Below are 20715 nucleotides of genomic sequence, written 5' to 3' on the forward strand. Positions count from 1 at the left end.
ACGAAACCGATGGTCTGACATATTTTGTTACCTGCAAAGGGGAGTAACTTCTTCGCCGGTGGATCGTCATTACGATGCGTTAAACACGCATCCGGTCGCCGGGCAACCTTCGTGGTTGTAAGTGAGACCTTGCCGGAAGGCGAGGTCTATGCATAAAAAGCTAACGGCTATCGTCTTCTGACCATGGCCGTTTTTGTTTTTTATGTGTAAGGAAAATAGTATGCATTCTGTCGGCACTCCAATGTTGTGGGGCGGATTCGCGGTTGTCGTGCTCATCATGCTGGCGATCGACCTCTTTTTGCAGGGCCGTCGCGGCGCGCACGGCATGAGCATCAAACAGGCTGCGGCCTGGTCTCTGGTGTGGGTCACCCTCTCCCTGCTGTTTTGTGCCGCCTTCTGGTGGTACCTGGCCTCGACCGAAGGCCGTGCGGTGGCCGACCCTCAGGCGCTCGCCTTCCTCACCGGTTATCTGATTGAAAAAGCCCTGGCGGTTGATAACGTCTTCGTCTGGCTGATGCTGTTCAGCTACTTTGCCGTGCCTGCTGCCCTGCAGCGACGCGTGCTGGTGTATGGCGTGCTGGGCGCGATTATCCTGCGTACCATCATGATCTTCGCCGGCAGCTGGCTGATTACCCAGTTCGAATGGCTGCTGTACGTCTTCGGCGCGTTCCTGCTGTTCACCGGGGTCAAAATGGCGCTGGCGAAAGAAGACGGCTCCGCGATTGGCGATCGCCCGCTGGTGAAGTGGATCCGTGGGCATCTGCGCATGACCGACAAGATCGAGAGCGAGCACTTCTTCGTGCGCAAGAACGGCCTGCTGTTCGCCACTCCGCTGCTGCTGGTACTGATTCTGGTTGAGCTGAGCGACGTGATTTTCGCGGTGGACAGCATTCCGGCGATCTTCGCGGTGACCACCGACCCGTTCATCGTCCTGACGTCTAACCTGTTCGCCATTCTCGGCCTGCGTGCGATGTACTTCCTGCTGGCGGGCGCGGCGGAGCGATTCTCGATGCTGAAGTACGGTCTGTCGGTGATCCTGGTGTTTATCGGCATCAAGATGCTGATCGTCGATTTCTACCATATCCCGATCGCCATTTCGCTCGGCGTGGTGTTTGGCATTCTGATCGTGACGCTGATTATCAATACCTGGGTTAACCGCCAGCACGATAAGAAGCAGCAGGTGGAGTAATCCCCCTCACCCCAGCCCTCTCCCGCAGGGAGAGGGTGAACACACTTTTGTAACGCAGCAGTTAAAAAATATGATGCAACACGTAAAATCCAGCATTTTACGCTTTCTTCCTTTCGCGCATTCCCTATACTCGACCAGGCAAACATTTACTTACATCCGGACATAAATGTGACTAAGAGCACATCCGGGATGGAACGCAATTTCACTCAGGAAATACGTATGAGCACACAATCAAGCGGACTGTTCGCGCGCCTGGCGCAGGGCAGCCTCGTTAAACAAATTCTGGTCGGGCTGGTGCTGGGTATTCTGCTGGCGATGGTGTCAAAACCTGCTGCGGAGGCTACGGGGCTGCTCGGGCCCCTTTTCGTTGGCGCACTGAAGGCCGTCGCACCGGTACTGGTTCTGATGCTGGTCATGGCGTCGATTGCCAACCACCAGCACGGACAAAAAACCAACATTCGCCCCATTCTGTTCCTGTATCTGCTGGGAACCTTCTCGGCTGCCTTAACGGCCGTGGTGTTTAGCTTCCTGTTCCCGTCCACGCTGCACCTGACCAGCGCGGCCGGTGACATCACGCCGCCATCCGGCATTGTCGAAGTGCTTCGCGGACTGCTGATGAGCATGGTTTCTAACCCCATCACCGCGCTGATGAGCGGAAACTACATTGGCATCCTGGTCTGGGCGATTGGTCTGGGCTTCGCGCTGCGTCACGGTAACGACACCACGAAAAACCTGGTCAACGATCTGTCCAACGCCGTGACCTTTATGGTGAAGCTGGTGATTCGCTTTGCGCCAATCGGTATTTTCGGGCTGGTCTCCTCTACGCTTGCAACCACCGGTTTCGACGCGCTGTGGGGCTACGCGCAGCTGCTGGTTGTGCTGGTCGGCTGTATGCTGCTGGTGGCGCTGGTGATCAACCCGCTGCTGGTGTTCTGGCAGATCCGCCGCAACCCGTATCCGCTGGTGCTGACCTGCCTGCGCGAAAGCGGCGTGTATGCCTTCTTCACCCGCAGCTCTGCGGCGAACATTCCGGTTAACATGGCGCTGGCGGAGAAGCTGAACCTGGACCGCGATACCTACTCCGTGTCGATCCCACTGGGCGCAACCGTAAACATGGCGGGCGCGGCAATCACCATTACCGTTCTGACCCTGGCGGCGGTGCATACGCTGGGCATTCCGGTGGATCTGCCAACCGCATTGCTGCTGAGCGTGGTGGCGTCACTGTGTGCCTGTGGCGCATCCGGCGTAGCGGGCGGTTCGCTGCTGCTGATCCCCCTGGCGTGTAATATGTTCGGCATCCCGAACGAGATTGCGATGCAGGTTGTGGCCGTCGGCTTTATCATCGGCGTGCTGCAGGACTCCTGCGAAACAGCGCTGAACTCCTCTACCGACGTGCTGTTTACCGCAGCGGCCTGTCAGGCGGAAGACGCGCGTTTAGCGAAGAACCCCCTGCGAGGCTAACAGCAAAACGGCAACCCTGAGGTTGCCGTTTTTAGTGTTTGTCCCCTCTCCCCGTGGGAGAGGGTCAGGGTGAGGGCATCAGGCCGCACCGATTAAAGCGTCACACCACTCTTAAAGATCGCCAGCTCGCGGAAGTCGTTCTTCTCGTTACAGGTCTGCCTGCCGTTAGCAAATTCCACGATAGTATCCACGAACTCCGTCAGCAGCTGCGGCATCGCTTTGCCGTGAATCAGCTGGCCCGCATCAAAGTCGATCCAGTGCTTTTTCTTTGCCGCCAGCTCGCTGTTGGTAGCGATTTTCACCGTCGGCACAAAACCACCGTACGGCGTACCGCGACCGGTACTGAACAGCACCATATGGCAGCCGGCACCCGCCAGCGCGCTGGTGGCGACCGCATCGTTGCCCGGTGCGCTCAGCAGGTTCAGACCGTGAGTTTTCAGGCGCTCGCCGTAGCGCAGAACGTCGGCCACCTGGCTCGCGCCCGCTTTCTGAGTGCAGCCGAGGGATTTCTCTTCCAGCGTGGTGATCCCGCCCGCTTTGTTGCCCGGCGACGGGTTCTCGTAAATCGGCTGATTGTGGGCGATGAAGTACTGTTTGAAGTCGTTCACCATGGTGACGGTCTTCTCAAAGGTTTCTTCGTCGCGGCAGTGGCTCATCAGAATACGCTCCGCGCCGAACATTTCCGGCACTTCGGTCAACACCGTCGTGCCGCCGTTGGCAATCACGTAATCCGAGAAGCGGCCCAGCATCGGGTTAGCGGTAATGCCGGAAAGGCCATCTGACCCGCCGCACTCCAGCCCAAACTTCAGCTCGCTCAGCTTGCCCGGCTCGCGCCTGTCGTGGCGCATCACCTCATAAAGCTGGTGAAGCTGTTCAACGCCCGCTTCCACTTCGTCGTCCTGATGCTGGCACACCATAAAATGCACGCGCTCGGGATCGAACTCGCCCAGCGTGTCGCGGAAGGCGTCCACCTGATTGTTCTCGCAGCCCAGACCGATCACCAGAACCGCGCCCGCGTTCGGGTGACGCACCATGTTTTGCAGCATGGTGCGGGTGTTAATGTGGTCGTCACCGAGCTGGGAACAGCCGTAGGTGTGGCTGAAGAGATGCACGCCGTCAGTCCCTTCGGCGTTGTTGGTCTCTTTCAGGAAGCGCGTCTGGATCTGGCGCGCAATTCCGTTGACGCAGCCGACGGTCGGGAGGATCCACAGCTCGTTGCGGATCCCCACGTCGCCGCTGGCGCGACGGTAGATCTGCACCTCACGATCCGCCGCCTGACGCTCTTCCGCCGGTAAATCAGGTTGATAGCTGTACTCGTCCAGATCGCTCAGATTGGTGCGGGTATTGTGTGAGTGAATGTATTCACCCGGCGCAATATCCGCCAGCGCATGGCCGATGGGCAAACCGTACTTCACCACGTTCTCCCCTTTCGCAATGGGGATCAGGGCAAACTTGTGTCCACGGACGATCGCCTGACGCAGGGTGACGCTCTGGTTATCAACGGTCACCACGTCGCCTTCAGCGAGATCCGTCAGCGCGACGGCCACGTTATCCAGCGAATGGATTTTGATGTATTGCATATCAACCTCAAACGGCCTTAGTTCAGTTCAATGGCGAAGTAGTCACGCGCATTGTTAAAGCAGATGTTTCTCACCATTTCGCCCAGCAGCTGGATATCCGCTGGCGCTTCGCCCGCGTGTACCCAGCGGCCAATCATCTGGCACAGAATGCGTCGGAAATATTCATGACGGGTATAGGACAGGAAGCTGCGGCTGTCGGTCAGCATGCCGACAAAGCGGCTCAGCAGACCCAGCTGCGCGAGCTGCGTCATCTGACGCTCCATGCCATCTTTCTGATCGTTAAACCACCAGCCGGAACCGAACTGCATCTTGCCCGGCATCCCTTCGCCCTGGAAGTTGCCGACCATGGTACCCAGCACTTCGTTATCGCGCGGGTTCAGGCAGTACAGGATGGTTTTAGGCAGCAGGTTTTGTTCGTTCTGTTTGCTCAGCAGTTTTGACAGCTCTTCCGCCAGCGGACGATCGTTGATGGAGTCGAAGCCCACGTCAGCACCGAGCAGTTTGAACTGGCGCTGGTTATTATTGCGTAGCGCGCCGATATGGTACTGCTGTACCCAGCCGCGACGCGCGTATTCCGCACCGAGGAATACCAGCACCGCCGTTTTGAACTGCGCCACTTCGTGCTCGCTTAAGCCTTCGCCAGAGAGACGACGCGCCAGAATGCTGTCCAGCTCGGCTTCGTTTGATTCCGCAAACAGCACCACGTCCAGCGCGTGGTCAGACACTTTACAGCCGTGCGCCGCGAAGTGATCCAGACGTTTGGTCAGCGCGGTTTGCAGGTCAGCGAAACGACGGATGTCGGTATCCGACACTTCCGCCAGCTTCGCCATGTAGTCGGTGAAGGTGGCCTGCTCAATGTTGAAGGCTTTGTCCGGGCGCCAGCTTGGCAGCACTTTGATATCAAAAGAGGTGTCTTTCGCGACAACGGCATGATGCTCCAGGGAGTCGATCGGATCGTCGGTGGTGCCCACCATCTTCACGTTCATCTGCTTCATGATGCCGCGCGCGGAGAAGTTATCCTGCGCCAGCAGCGCGTTGCAGCGATCCCAGATTTCATCCGCGGTCGTTGGGGAAAGCAGCTTGCCGGTGATGCCAAACGGACGGCGGAGTTCAAGATGGGTCCAGTGGTAGAGCGGGTTGCCGATGGTGTGCGGAACGGTTGCCGCCCAGGCGTCAAACTTCTCGCGGTCGGTCGCATCGCCGGTACACAGGCGCTCAGCCACGCCGTTGGTGCGCATGGCACGCCATTTATAGTGGTCACCCTTCAGCCAGATGTCATACAGGTTTTTGAAGCGATAATTTTCGGCAACCTGCTGCGGCGGTAAATGGCAGTGGTAGTCGAAAATCGGCTGGTCTTTTGCGTAGTCGTGGTACAGGCGGCGAGCAAATTCGGTATCTAACAGAAAATCTTCGGTCATAAACGGCGTCATTATCGTCTTCCTCATTACGGGAGCGCAGAAAGCGTATGTTCATATGCTGCAAAGTTATCACACCAATTTCCACCAACCGAAGCTTTTTTCGTGAGTGAGATCAATAAACGCCAACAAATAAATTACCCTCAATGAAGCAAACCCTTCTGCAGGCCGCGCCAATACTGGCTTTGCGCGCGACGATTAATGTCCCCACAAAGAATCATACATTTGTGATGTCACTCACCTTTTAAAGTTGTATGACAAGTTATCTTTTCGCCGTCGCAAACACTCAGCCGACGGAATGCATTACCGGTGTGAGAGACATCGGGTTTAACGGTACGGATACCGACTTATGCACGCTTACTTATGGCAAGGTTCGGGCCGTTCCGGGACATGCTCCTGGTTACGCCCCTCCCGTTACACAACTGCTCCCGGAAACGGTTGAGAGGTTGCCGTGCTCTGGCGCGGAAATAACATAACGATGAGGTTTTAGATGCGTAAAATTAAAGGGTTACGTTGGTATATGATCGCACTGGTGACGTTAGGCACCGTGCTGGGCTACCTGACGCGTAACACCGTGGCAGCAGCAGCGCCAACGTTGATGGAAGAGCTGCATATCTCCACGCAGCAATACTCCTACATCATTGCCGCCTATTCCGCGGCTTATACCATCATGCAGCCTGTTGCGGGCTATGTGCTGGACATTCTCGGTACCAAAATCGGTTATGCCTTCTTCGCCATCGCCTGGGCGGTGTTCTGCGGTGCAACCGCGCTGGCAGGCAGCTGGGGTGGACTGGCGCTGGCGCGCGGTGCGGTCGGTGCGGCTGAAGCCGCGATGATCCCGGCGGGCCTGAAGGCCAGCTCCGAGTGGTTCCCGGCGAAAGAGCGTTCCATTGCGGTCGGCTACTTCAACGTGGGCTCGTCCATCGGGGCGATGATAGCGCCGCCGCTGGTGGTGTGGGCTATCGTGATGCACAGCTGGCAGATGGCGTTCATTATCTCTGGCGTGCTGAGCTTCGCCTGGGCGATGGCGTGGCTGATTTTCTACAAACACCCGCGCGATCAGAAAAAGCTTTCCGAAGAAGAACGTGAATACATCATTGGCGGTCAGGAAGCGCAGCATCAGACCAACAACGGCAAAAAAATGACCGTCTGGCAGATCCTGGGTACCCGTCAGTTCTGGGGCATCGCCCTGCCGCGTTTCCTGGCTGAACCGGCCTGGGGTACCTTTAACGCGTGGATCCCCCTGTTCATGTTTAAAGTCTACGGCTTTAACCTGAAAGAGATCGCGATGTTCGCCTGGATGCCAATGCTGTTCGCTGACCTGGGCTGTATCGTGGGCGGCTACCTGCCACCGCTGTTCCAGCGCTGGTTTGGCGTGAACCTGATTGTTTCCCGTAAGATGGTGGTGACCATGGGCGCGCTGCTGATGATCGGCCCAGGCATGATCGGCCTGTTCACCAGCCCGTACGTCGCCATTGCCCTGCTGTGCATCGGTGGCTTTGCGCACCAGTCCCTGTCCGGCGCGCTGATTACGCTCTCGTCTGACGTCTTTGGTCGTAACGAAGTGGCAACCGCCAACGGTCTGACCGGCATGGCCGCCTGGACCGCGAGCACCATGTTTGCACTGGTGGTCGGCGCGCTGGCGGATACCATCGGCTTCAGCCCGCTGTTCGCGGTGCTGGCGATCTTCGACCTGATGGGTGCGGTGGTTATCTGGACGGTGCTGAAAAGCAAATCGGCAGAGGAGCTGGCGAAAGAGTCACTCGGGAAACCGGCGACGCAGAGTTAGCGAAAATGCGTTTCGCCGAAGCCGCCTCCGGGCGGCTTTTTTAATGGCAGAATCTGGAGAGTGGCACGCAAAAGTGGTATAACAAATCATCTGCCGTACCCTGCCTGGAGCGCATATGGAAATCACCGAACCACGTCGTTTATATCAACAACTTGCTGCGGAGCTGAAAGATCGCATCGAGCAAGGCGTCTATCTTGTCGGTGATAAACTTCCCGCCGAGCGCTTTATCGCGGATGAAAAAAGCGTCAGCCGCACCGTGGTGCGTGAAGCAATTATCATGCTGGAAGTGGAAGGCTACGTTGAGGTACGCAAAGGCTCCGGCATTCACGTGATTTCTAATCTGCCGAAACACTCTCCCGTCGCGGACGAAAGTCTGGAATTCGCCAGCTATGGCCCGTTTGAGCTGCTCCAGGCTCGCCAGCTGATCGAAAGCAATATTGCTGAGTTTGCGGCGACGCAGGTGACCAAGCAGGACATCATGAAGCTGATGGAGATCCAGGAGAATGCCCGTAAGGAGAAATGTTTCCGCGATTCAGAGTGGGATCTGCAGTTCCACGTTCAGGTCGCCCTGGCAACCCAAAATACGGCCCTGGCGGCAATCGTTGAAAAAATGTGGACTCAGCGCGTTCACAACCCGTACTGGAAAAAACTGCACGACCATATCGATTCCCGTACCGTCGACAACTGGTGCGACGATCACGACCAAATCCTTAAGGCGCTGATTCGTAAAGATCCGCATGCCGCTAAGCTGGCGATGTGGCAGCACCTGGAAAACACCAAGCAGATGCTGTTCAACGAAACCAGCGATGACTTCGAATTTAACGCTGACCGCTATCTTTTTGCCGATAATCCGGTTGTTCATCTCGATACGGCCCCCAGTGCCGCAAAATAGATGACCTTTCTGCTGGCAGGCGCTACGTCGCGCCTTCCGGCTTACAGGAGTAAGCAAAACATATATAGTGTCAGCCTTTGTAAATCCCCTCGCTCACTTCCTGGGCTTACGCCAAAATCAACTCACCCCTGCAAATTCTGTGACGCAGAACGTTGGGCTTTGTTACAATTGGATTCAATTCCTTATTTTGTAAGTTAGTGCTTGCTAACCAGCCAATTAACAGGGAACAGTGTTGGCCACACCGCAATGTGTCCGCGAGCGACCATAATGAAATCACAACAATGTCGCCGTGCTGTTTGTCCCGGATAACAGGCGTGACGTTAACCGATTTCCAGGAACACTGAATGGAACTTTTGACCCAACTACTGCATGCCCTCTGGGCGCAGGATTTTGAAACGCTGGCCAACCCTTCCATGATTGGCATGCTCTATTTCGTCTTGTTTATGATCCTGTTCCTTGAGAACGGTTTGCTGCCTGCTGCTTTCCTGCCCGGTGACAGTTTGCTGGTGCTTGTCGGCGTGCTGTGTGCCAAAGGGGCGATGGCGTTTCCACACACCATTTTATTACTGACCGTTGCGGCCAGCCTCGGCTGCTGGGTGAGCTATATCCAGGGACGATGGCTGGGCAATACCCGGATCGTCCAGAACTGGCTCTCTCATCTTCCCGCGCATTATCACCAGCGGGCGCACCACCTTTTCCACAAGCACGGGCTTTCCGCGCTGCTGATTGGCCGCTTTATCGCCTTTGTTCGCACCCTGCTGCCGACCATTGCCGGTCTGTCGGGGTTGAGCAGCACGCGCTTCCAGTTCTTTAACTGGATGAGCGGCCTGCTATGGGTGCTTATTCTGACGACGCTCGGCTATGCGCTGGGTAAAACGCCGGTCTTTATGAAATATGAAGACCAGCTGATGTCCTGCCTGATGCTGCTGCCTGTGGTTCTGCTGGTCTTCGGCCTGATTGGCTCACTGGTTGTCCTGTGGAAAAAGAAATACGGAGCCAGAGGCTAACGATGGCTATCTCACCGCTCGCCCTGCGCCGTTTTGCCGTTGCCGTGATTACGCTGATCGTCCTCAGCGCCATGCTGCTGGCATGGAGCGCGCTTTCGCATCAGGAATCGACGCTGGCTATTCGCCCGGTAAACCAGGGCGCCAGCGTGCCTGACGGTTTTTCTGTCTGGCATCATCTGGACGCGAATGGGATCCGCTTTAAGAGCATTACCCCGCAGGACGATGTTTTACTGATCAAGTTTGATTCCCGTGCGCAAAGTGCCGCCGCGAAAGTGGTTCTCGACCGTACCCTGCCGCACGGGTATATCATTGCCCAGCAGGAAGATGACAGCCAGCCTGCAGCCTGGCTCTCATTGATTCGCGATACGTCGCATCGGTTTGGATAACTTCCAGGATTCCGAATCTTTTCACTCACTTTGGTGAATCCCCCGTTTACTTACTATGCTTAAGTACGCGGAGCACCCCTCGATGTACTCCGCATAACTTTGGATAGCGGCTAACGCCGCAACACAATGGAAGGTTTCGATAATGAAATTCCGCATGACTCTGGCTCTGGCCCTTTTTTCTTTAAGCACAGCATCCTTCGCAAACTCTCTCTGTCAGGAGAAAGAACAGGATATTCAGCGTGAGATCGGTTATGCCGAAAAGCATAACAATCAGCACCGTGTTGATGGTCTTAAAAAAGCGCTGAGCGAAGTGAAAGCGAACTGTTCAGACAGCAAGCTTCGTGCCGATCACAAGAAGAAAATCGCTGAACAGAAGGACGAGATAGCCGAGCGCCGTCGCGACCTGCAGGAAGCGAAAGAGAAAGGAGATGCGGAAAAAATTGCTAAGCGCGAGAAGAAGTTGAAAGAAGCGCAGGACGACCTGAAAGCGCTGGAAGCTCGCGATTATTGAGTTAACGGAAATCTCAACAGGAGAGAGAATCATGTCAAAAGATACGACGTCTGAACATCTGCGCGCTGAACTGAAATCCCTGGCCGATACCCTTGAAGAGGTGCTGAACTCCTCTGCTGACAAGTCAAAAGAAGAGGTCAGCAAGCTGCGCAGCAAGGCGGAGCAGGCGCTAAAAGAGAGCCGCTATCGCCTGGGTGAAACCGGTGATGCGCTGGCGAAACAGACCCGCGAAGCGGCTGCGCGCGCGGACGAATATGTGCGTGATAATCCATGGACGGGTGTAGGGATTGGTGCCGCAGTGGGTGTGGTACTGGGTGTCCTTCTGACGCGTCGTTGATATGGAAGATCCTCGTCACGCACAAGGGCCTGCTAACAACGTCCTCGGCATCGGCCAGCGTATTTTAACGACGCTGGTCGGGATTGCCGAAACGCGCGTCCGGCTGGCAGTGGTGGAGCTGGAAGAGGAGAAAGCGAACCTCTTCCAGATGCTGCTAATGCTCGGGCTGACCATGCTCTTTGCCGCGTTTGGTCTGATGAGCCTGATGGTGTTAATCATCTGGGCCATCGATCCGCAGTATCGTCTTAACGCGATGATTGCCACCACCGTCGTTCTGCTGGTCGCCGCGTTGATAGGCGGTATCTGGACGCTGCGTAAAGCGCGCAAGTCCACTTTCCTGCGCCATACGCGTCAGGAGCTGGCGAACGATCGCGCTCTGCTGGAGGATGACTAGCCGTGAGCGATAAAGCCGAACGTCAAAAGCGAAAAGCGTACCTGTTAAGCCAGATCCAGCAGCAACGGCTGGATCTGTCAGCCAGTCGTCGCGACTGGATCGACGCGACGCGACGGTTTGACCGGGGCTGGAATACCGTCCTGAGCCTGCGTTCGTGGGCGCTGGTCGGCAGCAGCGTGATGGCGATCTGGACGGTTCGTCATCCGAACATGCTGATCCGCTGGGCTCGTCGTGGATTCGGCGCCTGGAGCGCCTGGCGTCTGGTGAAAGCAACGTTACGGCAGCAGCAGCTGCGGTGATAAAAGCAAAACGGTAATCCTGGTTACCGTTTTTTGTTTTTGCGGCCTCTCTCTGCGGGAGAGGGTTGGGATCAGGGCACCAGCGCGCACGCCCCCTTACTCAATATCTTTGAAGAAGATTGACAGTTTTCCTTGCTAACAATTACCACCCGCCCCGTTTATTATCCTCTCCATCGACAGCAACGCCGCGGTATCTACCCGGAATTGCAGACAAATAATGTTCAGCCGCTCATGTGGTTTCCTGGAGAGTAAAATGAAAAAATTAGAAGATGTTGGTGTACTGGTCGCGCGTATTCTGATGCCAATTCTGTTCATCGTGGCAGGTTGGGGAAAAATCACCGGTTATGCGGGTACCCAGCAGTATATGGAAGCCATGGGCGTTCCGGGGTTCCTGCTGCCGCTGACCATTCTTCTTGAGTTCGGCGGCGGCCTGGCGGTACTGTTCGGCTTCCTGACCCGTACTACCGCGCTGTTTACCGCAGGCTTCACCGTGCTGACAGCGTTCATCTTCCACAGCAACTTTGCGGAAGGCGTGAACTCTCTGATGTTCATGAAAAACCTGACCATCGCGGGTGGCTTCCTGCTGCTGGCCGTCACTGGCCCGGGCGCATACAGCATCGACCGCGTTCTGAATAAGAAGTGGTAAGCACGCTATACTGAATGAACACAAAGCGAGGAGACATCTCCTCGCTTTTGCTATCTGACGGAGGAGAAAAAATGGGACAACTCGTAGACGGCGTATGGCAGGATGTCTGGTATGACACCAAATCCACCGGAGGTCGCTTCAAGCGCTCAGTTTCGGCCTTCCGTAACTGGCTGACCGCCGACGGCGCGCCAGGCCCGAGCGGCGAAGGCGGCTTCGCGGCTGAGAAAGACCGTTATCATCTTTATGTTTCGCTTGCCTGCCCGTGGGCACACCGCACGCTGATTGTGCGCAAGCTTAAAGGTCTCGAATCCTTAATTCCGGTTTCGGTCGTGAACCCGCTGATGCTGGAAAACGGCTGGACGTTTGACAGTGATTTCCCCGCGGCGACCGGCGACGATCTCTACCACCACGATTTCCTTTACCAGCTCTATCTTCGCGCCGATCCTCACTACACCGGGCGCGTTACCGTACCGGTGCTGTGGGACAAGAAAAACCAGACGATTGTCAGCAATGAGTCTGCGGAAATCATCCGCATGTTCAATACCGCGTTTGACGCGCACGGCGCCCGCGCCGGGGATTACTACCCGGTTGAACTGCGCGATAAGATTGATGAGCTGAACGGCTGGATTTACGACAACGTCAACAACGGCGTCTACAAGGCCGGTTTCGCCACCAGCCAGGAAGCGTATGACGAAGCGGTCGGAAAGGTGTTTGAATCGCTTGAGCGTCTCGAGCAGATCCTGGGCCAGCATCGCTACCTGACGGGCGATCGCCTGACGGAAGCGGACATTCGCCTTTGGACCACGCTGGTTCGCTTCGATCCGGTCTATGTCACCCACTTTAAGTGCGACAAGCACCGCATCAGCGATTACCTGAACCTGCATGGTTTCCTGCGTGACATCTACCAGATGCCGGGTATTGCCGACACGGTCGACTTCGACCATATCCGCACCCACTATTTCCGCAGCCACAAAACCATCAACCCGACGGGCATTATCTCCATTGGGCCGTGGCAGGATCTGGATGAACCTCACGGGCGCGACGTCCGATTTGGATAAATACGAAGGGCATCACCAGATGCCCTTTTTTAATTCACAATCTCCATCTATCCTTACCTCGATCGCTTAGAAAACAAGTGATTGACTGACTAATGAGGCAAGGAAAATGGACTGGTATTTAAAAGTACTGCGTAACTACATTGGATTTGGTGGCCGTGCCCGCCGCAAAGAGTACTGGATGTTCGTTCTGGTGAACTTCATTCTCATTATGGTGCTGGGTATTGTGGATAAAATTCTTGGCTGGGAGCGTGCTGGCGGTGAAGGCGTGCTGACCACCATTTATGGCCTGTTAGTCCTGCTGCCATCGTGGGCGGTGCTGTTCCGTCGACTGCACGACACCGATCGTTCAGCGTGGTGGTTATTGCTGCTGCTGATCCCGATTATTGGCTGGATCGTGATTTTGATCTTCAACTGCCAGAGCGGGACGCCGGGCGAAAACCGCTTTGGTCCGGATCCTAAGATCGGCGCATAAAAAAAGCCCGGTGGCGCTTCGCTTACCGGGCCTACCAATTACGATTTTATTTATTGTATTGCGTGAAAAGCTTCGGAATTTCGCGTAAACACCATGATTTGGCTTCGCCCATGCTGTCACGGCGCCACGCCATAATAATATCCACCTCGTGGCTATATTCCGGGCTGACTACGCGCAGCCGCCCTTCTGCAATGTCTTTTTCGACAAACGGGTACGGCATGGTCGCCACGCCCAGACCGGCCAATAGCGCCTGCCGTTTGTCTTCCAGCGAGGTCACCGTCAGACGAGGCTGTTTATCCAGCAGCTGCACCGTCAGCACCGGACGCTCGCGCGCGGTATCCGCTACCGCCACGCCGCGATACTTCACGCGCGTCACTTCAGAGAGCGGCTCCGGCTCCTGGTGAATCGGGTGATTGGGTGCGGCAACATAGACGTTCATCACGCTATAGAGCTTGCGCGAGTTGATTTCCGATGAGGAACGGAAGTGCATGTCCGGCGCAATCACAATATCCGCCCTGCCCGTTTCCAGACGTTCCCACGCGCCTGCCAGCACCTCGGTGATGATTGACAGCTGCGTATTGGCCTTCGCCGCCAGGCGGTCCACCAGCGGGAACAGCGCTTCTGTCGGCACCAGCGCTTCGGTAACTAACGTCAGATGGGTTTCCCAGCCGCGCGCCAGCGCTTCGGCGTCCGTCGTGAGCTTGTCCGCCGCTTCCAGCAGCACGCGGCCGCGCTCCAGCAGCATTCGCCCCACGTTGGTGAATTTTGTTCGATGACCGGAGCGGTCAAACAGCACCACGTCCAGCTCTTCCTCCAGCTTCTGCATGGTGTAGCTTAGCGCAGACGGAACGCGCCCCAGCTCATCTGCCGCCGCCGCAAAACTGCCGCGCCGGTCAATCGCGTCCATGACGCGAAGCGCCTCAAGCGTCAATGCTCTCTCTTTAGCCATCTCGTTCTCATTCAGGAAATTTGAACATACCGGGCAGAATATCTGGCTAACAATGCAGCGTCCATACCTTTACCATTGTTTTAGTGTAAAGAGAGGTCAAGTTTATGATTACGACAAGAACAGCTAAACAGTGCGGACAAGCCGATTTCGGTTGGCTGCAGGCCCGCTACACCTTTTCCTTTGGACACTACTTTGACCCTAAACTCCTCGGTTACGCTTCACTGCGCGTGTTAAACCAGGAAGTGCTCGCCCCGGGCGCCTCCTTCCAGCCGCGTACGTACCCGAAAGTCGATATCCTGAACCTGATCCTGGAAGGCGAGGCAGAATACCGCGATAGCGAGGGCAATCATGTCCAGGCAAAGGCTGGCGAAGCGTTGTTAATTTCCACGCAGCCGGGCATCAGCTACAGCGAGCATAACCTCAGCAAAGACAAAACGCTGACCCGTATGCAGCTGTGGCTGGACGCCTGCCCCGAGCGGGAAAATCCGCTGGTACAGAAGTTAGATTTAACGGGCGATAAGCAGCAGCTGATTGCATCGCCGGACGGCAGTAAAGGTAGTCTGCAGCTGCGCCAGCAGGTCTGGCTGCACCATATCGAACTGAAGAAAGGTGATCAGGCGAGCTTCCAGCTTCATGGTCCGCGCGCCTATTTGCAGTCTATTCACGGTACGGTACATGCGGTGACGCACACGGAAGAGAAAGAAGCGCTCACCTGCGGCGACGGGGCGTTTATTCGTGATGAAGCGAATATCACCCTGGTGGCGGATACGCCGCTGCGCGCGCTGCTGATTGATTTGCCGGTTTAGAGAATGCTCTCACCCTAACCCTCTCCCAATGGGAGAGGGAACCGATCGAGCCACGGCAGAATCATCCGGCGCCGTAAGAAATCACTCTGCCAGCGCGTTAGCCATATCGGTTCTAATCTGCTTACGCTGTTCCGGCGTCAACACCTGGCTGACGTCGAAGTAATATTTCACGCGGTAATAGCGGGTCTGCTCTTCAATTTTGCTAAAGGCAGCAAGCTGGCTTTTCACCGTGCTTTCGTCCCATTTACCCGCCTGGAACATGTCGATCAGCGCGCCGTCCTTCACCCCCGTTATCGGGATCTTGCTGACATTTTGTTCCAGCTGCTTATGCAGATCTTCAATCTTTTTAACCTGCTCATTGCTGAGCTTCAGGTGCTGTACCAGCGGATCCTGCGAGGGAGACGGGGCAGCCTCAACGTTCGCGGCATGTGCCGTAAAACTGCACGCTGCCAGCGAGGCGGCGACCAGCGCAATACGGGTCATTTTCATCATCTTACTGTCCTTACATGCTGTGATAGGGAAAAGCAGGCGTATTGTTTTTCAAGAGCGGATGAATATGTGTGAGTAATTATATAAACAATTTTGTATGTTTAGCGGGCAAAAAAATGCCCCCAGGGTGAGGGGGCATGAGACCTGAATGTCGTCAGATAGATTGCGTAAACGTCCTCGAAATCACATCCTGCTGCTGCTCGCGCGTCAGGGCGTTAAAACGCACCGCATAGCCTGAAACGCGGATCGTCAGGTTCGGGTAATTCTCGGGATGCGCGATGGCATCGAGGAGCATTTCCCGGTTCATGACGTTGACGTTCAGATGCTGCCCGCCCTCAATGGACGCTTCGTGATGGAAGTACCCGTCCAGCAGCCCTACGAGGTTGGTTTTGCGCACCAGCTCGTCCTTGCCCAGCGCCTGCGGCACGATGGAGAAGGTGTAGGAGATACCGTCTTTCGCGTAGGTGAACGGCAGCTTGGCCACCGACGTTAGCGAGGCCACCGCCCCTTTTCTGTCGCGGCCGTGCATCGGGTTTGCGCCAGGCGCAAACGGCGTGCCGCCGCGGCGTCCGTCCGGCGTGTTCCCGGTCTTCTGGCCGTAAACCACGTTGGAGGTGATGGTCAGGATCGACTGGGTTGGCACCGCGTTGCGGTAGGTTGGCAGCGCCTGAATTTTCTTCATAAAGCGCTCCACCAGGTCGCAGGCGATGCTGTCCACGCGGTCGTCGTTGTTGCCGTACTGCGGATAGTCCCCTTCAATCACGAAATCGACCGCCAGACCGGTGTGGTCGCGCACCGGCTTCACCGTGGCGTATTTAATGGCCGACAGGGAATCCGCCGCCACCGACAGCCCGGCAATGCCGCAGGCCATGGTGCGATAGACGTCGCGGTCGTGCAGCGCCATCAGCGAGGCTTCGTAGCTGTACTTATCATGCATGTAGTGAATGAGGTTCAGGGCGCTGATGTACTGCACCGCCAGCCAGTCCATAAAGTGGTCGAGGCTCGCCATCACGGTATCGTAATCCAGCACGTCGTCCAGCAGCGGCTCGGTTTTCGGGCCGACCTGGATCTTCAGCTTCTCGTCCACCCCGCCGTTGATCGCGTACAGCAGCGTTTTGGCGAGGTTGGCGCGCGCGCCAAAGAACTGCATCTGCTTGCCGATCACCATCGGGCTGACGCAGCAGGCAATGGCGTAGTCGTCGCTGTTGAAGTCCGCACGCATCAGATCGTCGTTCTCATACTGCAGCGAAGAGGTGACGATAGACACCTGCGCGGCGTATTTCTTGAACGCGATCGGCAGTTGTTCAGACCAGAGGATCGTCAGGTTCGGCTCCGGCGCAGGCCCCATGGTGTGCAGGGTATGCAGATAGCGGAAGCTGTTTTTGGTCACCAGCGTGCGCCCGTCCAGCCCCATGCCGCCGATCACTTCCGTCGCCCAGATCGGATCGCCGGAGAAGAGCGTGTCGAACTCCGGCGTGCGCAGGAAGCGCACCATGCGGATCTTCATGATGAAGTGGTCGATCAGTTCCTGCGCCTGGACTTCATTCAGCCTTCCTGCCTGCATGTCGCGTTCAATGTAGATATCGAGGAACGAGGCCGTGCGCCCTAGCGACATCGCCCCACCGTTCTGGGATTTCACCGCTGCAAGATAGGCAAAATAGACCCACTGCACCGCTTCCTGGGCGTTCATCGCCGGACGTGAAATATCAAAGCCATAGTTCGCCGCCATCTGCTGGATCTGCAGCAGCGCGCGCCTGTGCTCCGCCAGCTCTTCACGCAGGCGGATCGTCGCCTCCAGATCTTCACCGCGCTCCAGCCTGCCCTGCAGATCGGCAAACTGCAGTTCGCGCTCGCGCACCAGATAAGCGATCCCGTATAGCGCCACGCGGCGATAGTCACCGATGATGCGTCCGCGCCCGTAGCCGTCCGGCAAACCGGTCAGCACGCCGGATTTACGGCAGCGCATCATCTCCGGCGAATAGACGTCAAACACGCCCTGGTTGTGGGTTTTGCGCAGGTCGGTAAACAGGTATTCGAACTGCGGATCCATCTCCCGACCATAGGCTTCGAACGAGCTGCGGATCATGTTGATCCCGCCATACGGGTGCAGCGCGCGCTTGAGCGGCTTATCGGTTTGCAGGCCGACGATCGTCTCCAGATCCTGGTCGATATAGCCCGGCCCGTGGGCCGTAATGGTGGTGGCGATGTTGGTATCAAAATCCACCGGGGCGTGGGTGGCGTTCTCCTGGCGAATGCCGACCATTACCTTCTGCCACAGCGCCGTCGTTGCTGGCGTCGCCTGCGCGAGGAAAGCTTCATCGCCTTCATAAGGGGTGTAGTTATGCTGAATAAAATCGCGGACGTTGACGGCGTTTTTCCATTCTTCACCGCGAAACCCGGCCCATGCGTCGCTGTAGGGCGCGACGCCCGTATCGATTGTTACTTTCATGTGATTCTCGCTTTATCAGGCGTAAGCCGCGGCCGGGGTAACCTTTCCAAGACGGAGGGCGTCCAGCGCGATCATTTTTTCTTCGTTGGTAGGGATAACCGCGCAGGCCACGCGGGACGATTCGGTGGAGATCACGCGCTCACCCGCGCTCCCCGGCAGGGCATTTTTGGCGTCGTCGAGGATGATGCCGAAGACTTTCAGATGTTCCGCCACCAGCGTGCGGACAAGCTTCGAGTTTTCGCCAATTCCGCCGGTAAAGACCACCCCATCCAGGCGGTGCAGCGACGCCGCGTGGCCGGCAATATGTCGCGCAATGCGGTGCACGAAGGTATGGATAGCCAGCTGCGCCCGCTCGTTGCCTTCGTGCCAGGCTTTCTCCAGCGCACGTAAATCGGAGGAGATGCCGGAGATCCCCAGCAGCCCGGACTCTTTATTGACCACGCGCTCCAGATCCTCGAACGACTGGCCGGTCTGCTGGGCAATCCACGCCATCGCGCCGAAGTCCACATCGCCGCAACGCGTACCCATCACCAGCCCTTCCAGCGGCGTCATCCCCATCGAGGTGTCGACGCTTTCGCCGTTGCGCACCGCGCAGATAGACGCCCCGTTGCCGAGATGGGCAATCACCAGGCCGCTGTCGTCGGCGGACAGCCCGAGAAGCGTATGCGCCTGTGCGGCCACGTAGCGGTGAGAGGTGCCGTGGAAGCCGTAGCGGCGCACGCCCAGCTCTTCAAAATAGCGGTACGGCAATCCGTACAGATATGCCTGCGGCGGCAGCGTCTGGTGGAAGCTGGTATCAAATACCGCGACCTGCTGCACGCCCGGGAACAGGCGCTCTGCCGCTTCCACGCCGCTCAGGTTGGCGTAGTTATGCAGCGGCGCCAGCGGGGAGACCTGGCGAATCTGCGCGATCGCCTCTTCCGTGATCAGGGTCGACTCGCTGAAGAGGTTTCCCCCGTGCGCAATGCGGTGGCCAATTAAGGCCACGCTGCTCATCAGGTTACGCTTCTCCAGCTCCAGGGCGATGGCAGCCAGCGCCCCTTCGTAGTCCTGGTGAGCCAGTCTGGCTGGCTCACCCCCGTTCACGGAAATAAAGGCCTTCTCGGTGTTGATCCCGTCTGCAATGCCCGTCATCAGGGCATCGCAGCTGCTGGCGTCGAGCACCGAAAACTTAACAGAGGACGATCCGCAGTTAATAACCAGTACAACCGGAAACTCAATCATCATGTGACTCCGCTCTTCCTGAGCAATGGGTTAGAACAGTTTGTAAACGATATTCAGAATGGTCAGCAGGCCGACCGCGGTAACGAAGATGTTCTCGGTACGCCCTTTGTACTTCGCCAGCGCCGGTGCTTTGCGGATGGCATACATCGGCAGCAGGCACAGCAGAGAGGCAATGATTGGCGCCCCCATGGCTTCAATAAGGTCCAGAATGTTCGGGTTGGCGTAGGCCACAACCCAGGTGGAGCCCATGATGAACACCATGCTGATGGTGTTCAGCTTGCCAACGGAGACTTTCTTCTTATCGCCCTTGTAGCCAAACTTGAGGATCAGGCCGTTCAGCCCTTCCAGCGTGCCCAGGTAATGACCGAAGAAGGATTTGAAGATAGCCACCAGCGCGATGATGGAGGCACCGTATTCCAGTACCGTTGCGAACGTCGATTTGGTTCCTGACATTGACGCAAAGTGGTTCGCCAGGTAGGAGAGCACCGGAATGTTCTGCGCCTTGGCGTCCGCCATGTTCTGCGGAGAGAGCGTAAACAGGCAGCTAAAGGCGAAGAACATCACCACGGCCACCATCAGCATGCTGGCGCGACCGATGATTTTGGAAGATTTCTGCTCGGTGAATTCTTTACCGAACTCCGGTTCGTACTCTTCGCGCTTGGAGACCACAAACGAGGAGACGATAGGCGAGAAGTTGAAGGAGAAGACCATGATGGAGATACCCAGCCACACCGTAACCAGAATGCCGTCATGACCGGTGAAGGCGATATCGCTCAGGTTGACCTGGTCAATCACCGCCGAGTTCCAGTAAGGGATAAGCGACAGGGAAATCAGCACCAGGCTGGCGATAAACGGGAACACCAGGAAGCTCATGACTTTCACCATCAGGTCTTTACCAAACCAGATAACAAAGGCCATCAGCAGCAGCAGGAACAGCGCCACCACGCCGCGGTTCAGCGCAGGCAGCTGGAGCTGGTTTTCCCAGAAGGTCATAAAGGTGTTGGTAATGGTGACGCCGTAAATCCACAGCAGCGGGCAAATGGCGAAGAAGTAGAGGAAAGTGATCACCACCCCACCGGTTTTACCAAAGTGCTCTTCCACCGTTTCGGTGATGTTGCCGGAAACGTTGCTCCCGGAGAGGCACAAACGCGCCAGCGCGCGGTGGCAGTAAAACGCAATCGGGAACGCGAGAACCAGCATCAGCAGGATAGGGATCAATCCACCAAAGCCTGCGCGAATGGGGAAGAACAGCACGCCTGCGCCAATGGCGGTACCAAACAGGCCGAGCGTCCATGTGGTATCAGACTTGCGCCAGGAGGACGTTTTTGTCTGGCCAACGATAATGCTTTCTGTGTTGCTCAT

The 20715-nt window shown here is 56.7% G+C and carries 21 protein-coding genes; 14 read left to right on the forward strand and 7 right to left on the reverse strand.

Annotated elements, in window-relative coordinates:
- Positions 1-220: 220 nt before the first annotated feature.
- Both LBF07_RS08575 and sstT read left to right on the forward strand, forming a co-directional pair.
- Positions 221-1189: a TerC family protein gene (locus LBF07_RS08575; protein WP_029739669.1), complete on the forward strand. Its 969-nt coding sequence runs from the start codon at positions 221-223 to the stop codon at positions 1187-1189.
- Between the two features lie 219 nt (positions 1190-1408).
- Positions 1409-2650: a serine/threonine transporter SstT gene (gene sstT, locus LBF07_RS08580; protein WP_094934455.1), complete on the forward strand. Its 1242-nt coding sequence runs from the start codon at positions 1409-1411 to the stop codon at positions 2648-2650.
- Between the two features lie 92 nt (positions 2651-2742).
- Here sstT and LBF07_RS08585 read toward each other — a convergent pair whose 3' ends face one another.
- Both LBF07_RS08585 and uxaC read right to left on the reverse strand, forming a co-directional pair.
- Positions 2743-4230, reverse strand: coding sequence for a UxaA family hydrolase (locus tag LBF07_RS08585; protein WP_094934456.1), 1488 nt, complete (start codon positions 4228-4230; stop codon positions 2743-2745).
- 17 nt (positions 4231-4247) lie between these two features.
- Positions 4248-5660, reverse strand: a complete 1413-nt coding sequence (gene uxaC, locus LBF07_RS08590; protein ID WP_047060289.1) for a glucuronate isomerase — start codon at positions 5658-5660, stop codon at positions 4248-4250.
- Between the two features lie 475 nt (positions 5661-6135).
- Between uxaC and LBF07_RS08595 the strand changes: the two genes are divergently transcribed.
- The 11 genes from LBF07_RS08595 to LBF07_RS08645 all read left to right on the forward strand — a co-directional run bounded on the left by LBF07_RS08595 (position 6136) and on the right by LBF07_RS08645 (position 13436).
- Positions 6136-7434, forward strand: coding sequence for an MFS transporter (locus tag LBF07_RS08595; protein ID WP_023333537.1), 1299 nt, complete (start codon positions 6136-6138; stop codon positions 7432-7434).
- Positions 7435-7549: 115 nt separating this feature from the next.
- Positions 7550-8326: a transcriptional regulator ExuR gene (gene exuR / locus LBF07_RS08600; protein WP_023615584.1), complete on the forward strand. Its 777-nt coding sequence runs from the start codon at positions 7550-7552 to the stop codon at positions 8324-8326.
- A 344-nt stretch (positions 8327-8670) separates the two neighbouring features.
- Positions 8671-9333, forward strand: coding sequence for a DedA family general envelope maintenance protein YqjA (gene yqjA, locus LBF07_RS08605; protein ID WP_024906405.1), 663 nt, complete (start codon positions 8671-8673; stop codon positions 9331-9333).
- A 2-nt stretch (positions 9334-9335) separates the two neighbouring features.
- Entirely contained in the window at positions 9336-9719 is a 384-nt protein-coding gene (gene mzrA / locus LBF07_RS08610; protein WP_039260467.1) for an EnvZ/OmpR regulon moderator MzrA, read from the forward strand.
- 142 nt (positions 9720-9861) lie between these two features.
- Positions 9862-10230 carry a DUF1090 domain-containing protein gene (locus LBF07_RS08615; RefSeq protein WP_023309291.1) on the forward strand — a complete coding sequence of 123 codons (369 nt, stop codon included), beginning with the start codon at positions 9862-9864 and terminating at the stop codon, positions 10228-10230.
- A gap of 31 nt (positions 10231-10261) precedes the next feature.
- Entirely contained in the window at positions 10262-10567 is a 306-nt protein-coding gene (locus tag LBF07_RS08620; protein WP_008503141.1) for a YqjD family protein, read from the forward strand.
- Position 10568: 1 nt separating this feature from the next.
- Complete coding sequence (locus LBF07_RS08625) at positions 10569-10961, forward strand: phage holin family protein (protein WP_023333540.1); 393 nt, start codon at positions 10569-10571, stop codon at positions 10959-10961.
- A gap of 2 nt (positions 10962-10963) precedes the next feature.
- Positions 10964-11260 (forward strand): YqjK-like family protein, encoded by a 297-nt coding sequence (locus LBF07_RS08630; RefSeq protein ID WP_033146723.1) that lies wholly within the window; start codon positions 10964-10966, stop codon positions 11258-11260.
- 253 nt (positions 11261-11513) lie between these two features.
- On the forward strand, positions 11514-11906 hold the full coding sequence (locus LBF07_RS08635) for a DoxX family protein (protein ID WP_023309292.1): 393 nt from the start codon (positions 11514-11516) through the stop codon (positions 11904-11906).
- A gap of 71 nt (positions 11907-11977) precedes the next feature.
- Positions 11978-12964 carry a glutathione S-transferase family protein gene (locus LBF07_RS08640; protein ID WP_048981210.1) on the forward strand — a complete coding sequence of 329 codons (987 nt, stop codon included), beginning with the start codon at positions 11978-11980 and terminating at the stop codon, positions 12962-12964.
- Positions 12965-13070: 106 nt separating this feature from the next.
- Positions 13071-13436 carry a DUF805 domain-containing protein gene (locus LBF07_RS08645; RefSeq protein WP_029739660.1) on the forward strand — a complete coding sequence of 122 codons (366 nt, stop codon included), beginning with the start codon at positions 13071-13073 and terminating at the stop codon, positions 13434-13436.
- A gap of 46 nt (positions 13437-13482) precedes the next feature.
- On the opposite strand, the gene LBF07_RS08650 is transcribed toward LBF07_RS08645, so the two are convergent.
- Entirely contained in the window at positions 13483-14385 is a 903-nt protein-coding gene (locus LBF07_RS08650) for a LysR family transcriptional regulator (RefSeq protein WP_029739659.1), read from the reverse strand.
- A gap of 104 nt (positions 14386-14489) precedes the next feature.
- Here LBF07_RS08650 and LBF07_RS08655 point away from each other — a divergent pair, with 104 nt between their 5' ends.
- Positions 14490-15191 (forward strand): pirin family protein, encoded by a 702-nt coding sequence (locus tag LBF07_RS08655; protein ID WP_033146726.1) that lies wholly within the window; start codon positions 14490-14492, stop codon positions 15189-15191.
- Positions 15192-15272: 81 nt separating this feature from the next.
- On the opposite strand, the gene LBF07_RS08660 is transcribed toward LBF07_RS08655, so the two are convergent.
- From LBF07_RS08660 to tdcC, 4 genes are all read right to left on the reverse strand, one after another.
- The gene (locus LBF07_RS08660) at positions 15273-15683 is read right to left on the reverse strand and encodes a Spy/CpxP family protein refolding chaperone (protein WP_094934457.1); all 411 of its coding nucleotides are present in this window, start codon (positions 15681-15683) and stop codon (positions 15273-15275) included.
- A 151-nt stretch (positions 15684-15834) separates the two neighbouring features.
- Positions 15835-18129 (reverse strand): formate C-acetyltransferase, encoded by a 2295-nt coding sequence (pflB, locus tag LBF07_RS08665; protein ID WP_023309297.1) that lies wholly within the window; start codon positions 18127-18129, stop codon positions 15835-15837.
- 15 nt (positions 18130-18144) lie between these two features.
- A complete protein-coding gene (gene tdcD / locus LBF07_RS08670) occupies positions 18145-19353 on the reverse strand; it encodes a propionate kinase (RefSeq protein WP_094934487.1) in 1209 nt (402 codons plus the stop codon).
- Between the two features lie 30 nt (positions 19354-19383).
- Complete coding sequence (gene tdcC, locus LBF07_RS08675) at positions 19384-20715, reverse strand: threonine/serine transporter TdcC (RefSeq protein ID WP_094934458.1); 1332 nt, start codon at positions 20713-20715, stop codon at positions 19384-19386.

The sequence above is a fragment of the Enterobacter cloacae complex sp. ECL352 genome (genome assembly GCF_020149545.1).
Lineage (GTDB): Bacteria > Pseudomonadota > Gammaproteobacteria > Enterobacterales > Enterobacteriaceae > Enterobacter > Enterobacter asburiae_B.

What these genes read in the sequence shown, in the direction of transcription:
- LBF07_RS08575 (WP_029739669.1), top strand. Translation starts at nt 221, where the DNA reads ATGCATTCTGTCGGCACTCCAATGTTGTGGGGCGGATTCGCGGTTGTC.
- sstT (WP_094934455.1), top strand. Translation starts at nt 1,409, where the DNA reads ATGAGCACACAATCAAGCGGACTGTTCGCGCGCCTGGCGCAGGGCAGC.
- LBF07_RS08585 (WP_094934456.1), bottom strand. Translation starts at nt 4,230, where the DNA reads ATGCAATACATCAAAATCCATTCGCTGGATAACGTGGCCGTCGCGCTG.
- uxaC (WP_047060289.1), bottom strand. Translation starts at nt 5,660, where the DNA reads ATGACGCCGTTTATGACCGAAGATTTTCTGTTAGATACCGAATTTGCT.
- LBF07_RS08595 (WP_023333537.1), top strand. Translation starts at nt 6,136, where the DNA reads ATGCGTAAAATTAAAGGGTTACGTTGGTATATGATCGCACTGGTGACG.
- exuR (WP_023615584.1), top strand. Translation starts at nt 7,550, where the DNA reads ATGGAAATCACCGAACCACGTCGTTTATATCAACAACTTGCTGCGGAG.
- yqjA (WP_024906405.1), top strand. Translation starts at nt 8,671, where the DNA reads ATGGAACTTTTGACCCAACTACTGCATGCCCTCTGGGCGCAGGATTTT.
- mzrA (WP_039260467.1), top strand. Translation starts at nt 9,336, where the DNA reads ATGGCTATCTCACCGCTCGCCCTGCGCCGTTTTGCCGTTGCCGTGATT.
- LBF07_RS08615 (WP_023309291.1), top strand. Translation starts at nt 9,862, where the DNA reads ATGAAATTCCGCATGACTCTGGCTCTGGCCCTTTTTTCTTTAAGCACA.
- LBF07_RS08620 (WP_008503141.1), top strand. Translation starts at nt 10,262, where the DNA reads ATGTCAAAAGATACGACGTCTGAACATCTGCGCGCTGAACTGAAATCC.
- LBF07_RS08625 (WP_023333540.1), top strand. Translation starts at nt 10,569, where the DNA reads ATGGAAGATCCTCGTCACGCACAAGGGCCTGCTAACAACGTCCTCGGC.
- LBF07_RS08635 (WP_023309292.1), top strand. Translation starts at nt 11,514, where the DNA reads ATGAAAAAATTAGAAGATGTTGGTGTACTGGTCGCGCGTATTCTGATG.
- LBF07_RS08640 (WP_048981210.1), top strand. Translation starts at nt 11,978, where the DNA reads ATGGGACAACTCGTAGACGGCGTATGGCAGGATGTCTGGTATGACACC.
- LBF07_RS08645 (WP_029739660.1), top strand. Translation starts at nt 13,071, where the DNA reads ATGGACTGGTATTTAAAAGTACTGCGTAACTACATTGGATTTGGTGGC.
- LBF07_RS08650 (WP_029739659.1), bottom strand. Translation starts at nt 14,385, where the DNA reads ATGGCTAAAGAGAGAGCATTGACGCTTGAGGCGCTTCGCGTCATGGAC.
- LBF07_RS08655 (WP_033146726.1), top strand. Translation starts at nt 14,490, where the DNA reads ATGATTACGACAAGAACAGCTAAACAGTGCGGACAAGCCGATTTCGGT.
- LBF07_RS08660 (WP_094934457.1), bottom strand. Translation starts at nt 15,683, where the DNA reads ATGATGAAAATGACCCGTATTGCGCTGGTCGCCGCCTCGCTGGCAGCG.
- pflB (WP_023309297.1), bottom strand. Translation starts at nt 18,129, where the DNA reads ATGAAAGTAACAATCGATACGGGCGTCGCGCCCTACAGCGACGCATGG.
- tdcD (WP_094934487.1), bottom strand. Translation starts at nt 19,353, where the DNA reads ATGATTGAGTTTCCGGTTGTACTGGTTATTAACTGCGGATCGTCCTCT.
- tdcC (WP_094934458.1), bottom strand. Translation starts at nt 20,715, where the DNA reads ATGAGCAACACAGAAAGCATTATCGTTGGCCAGACAAAAACGTCCTCC.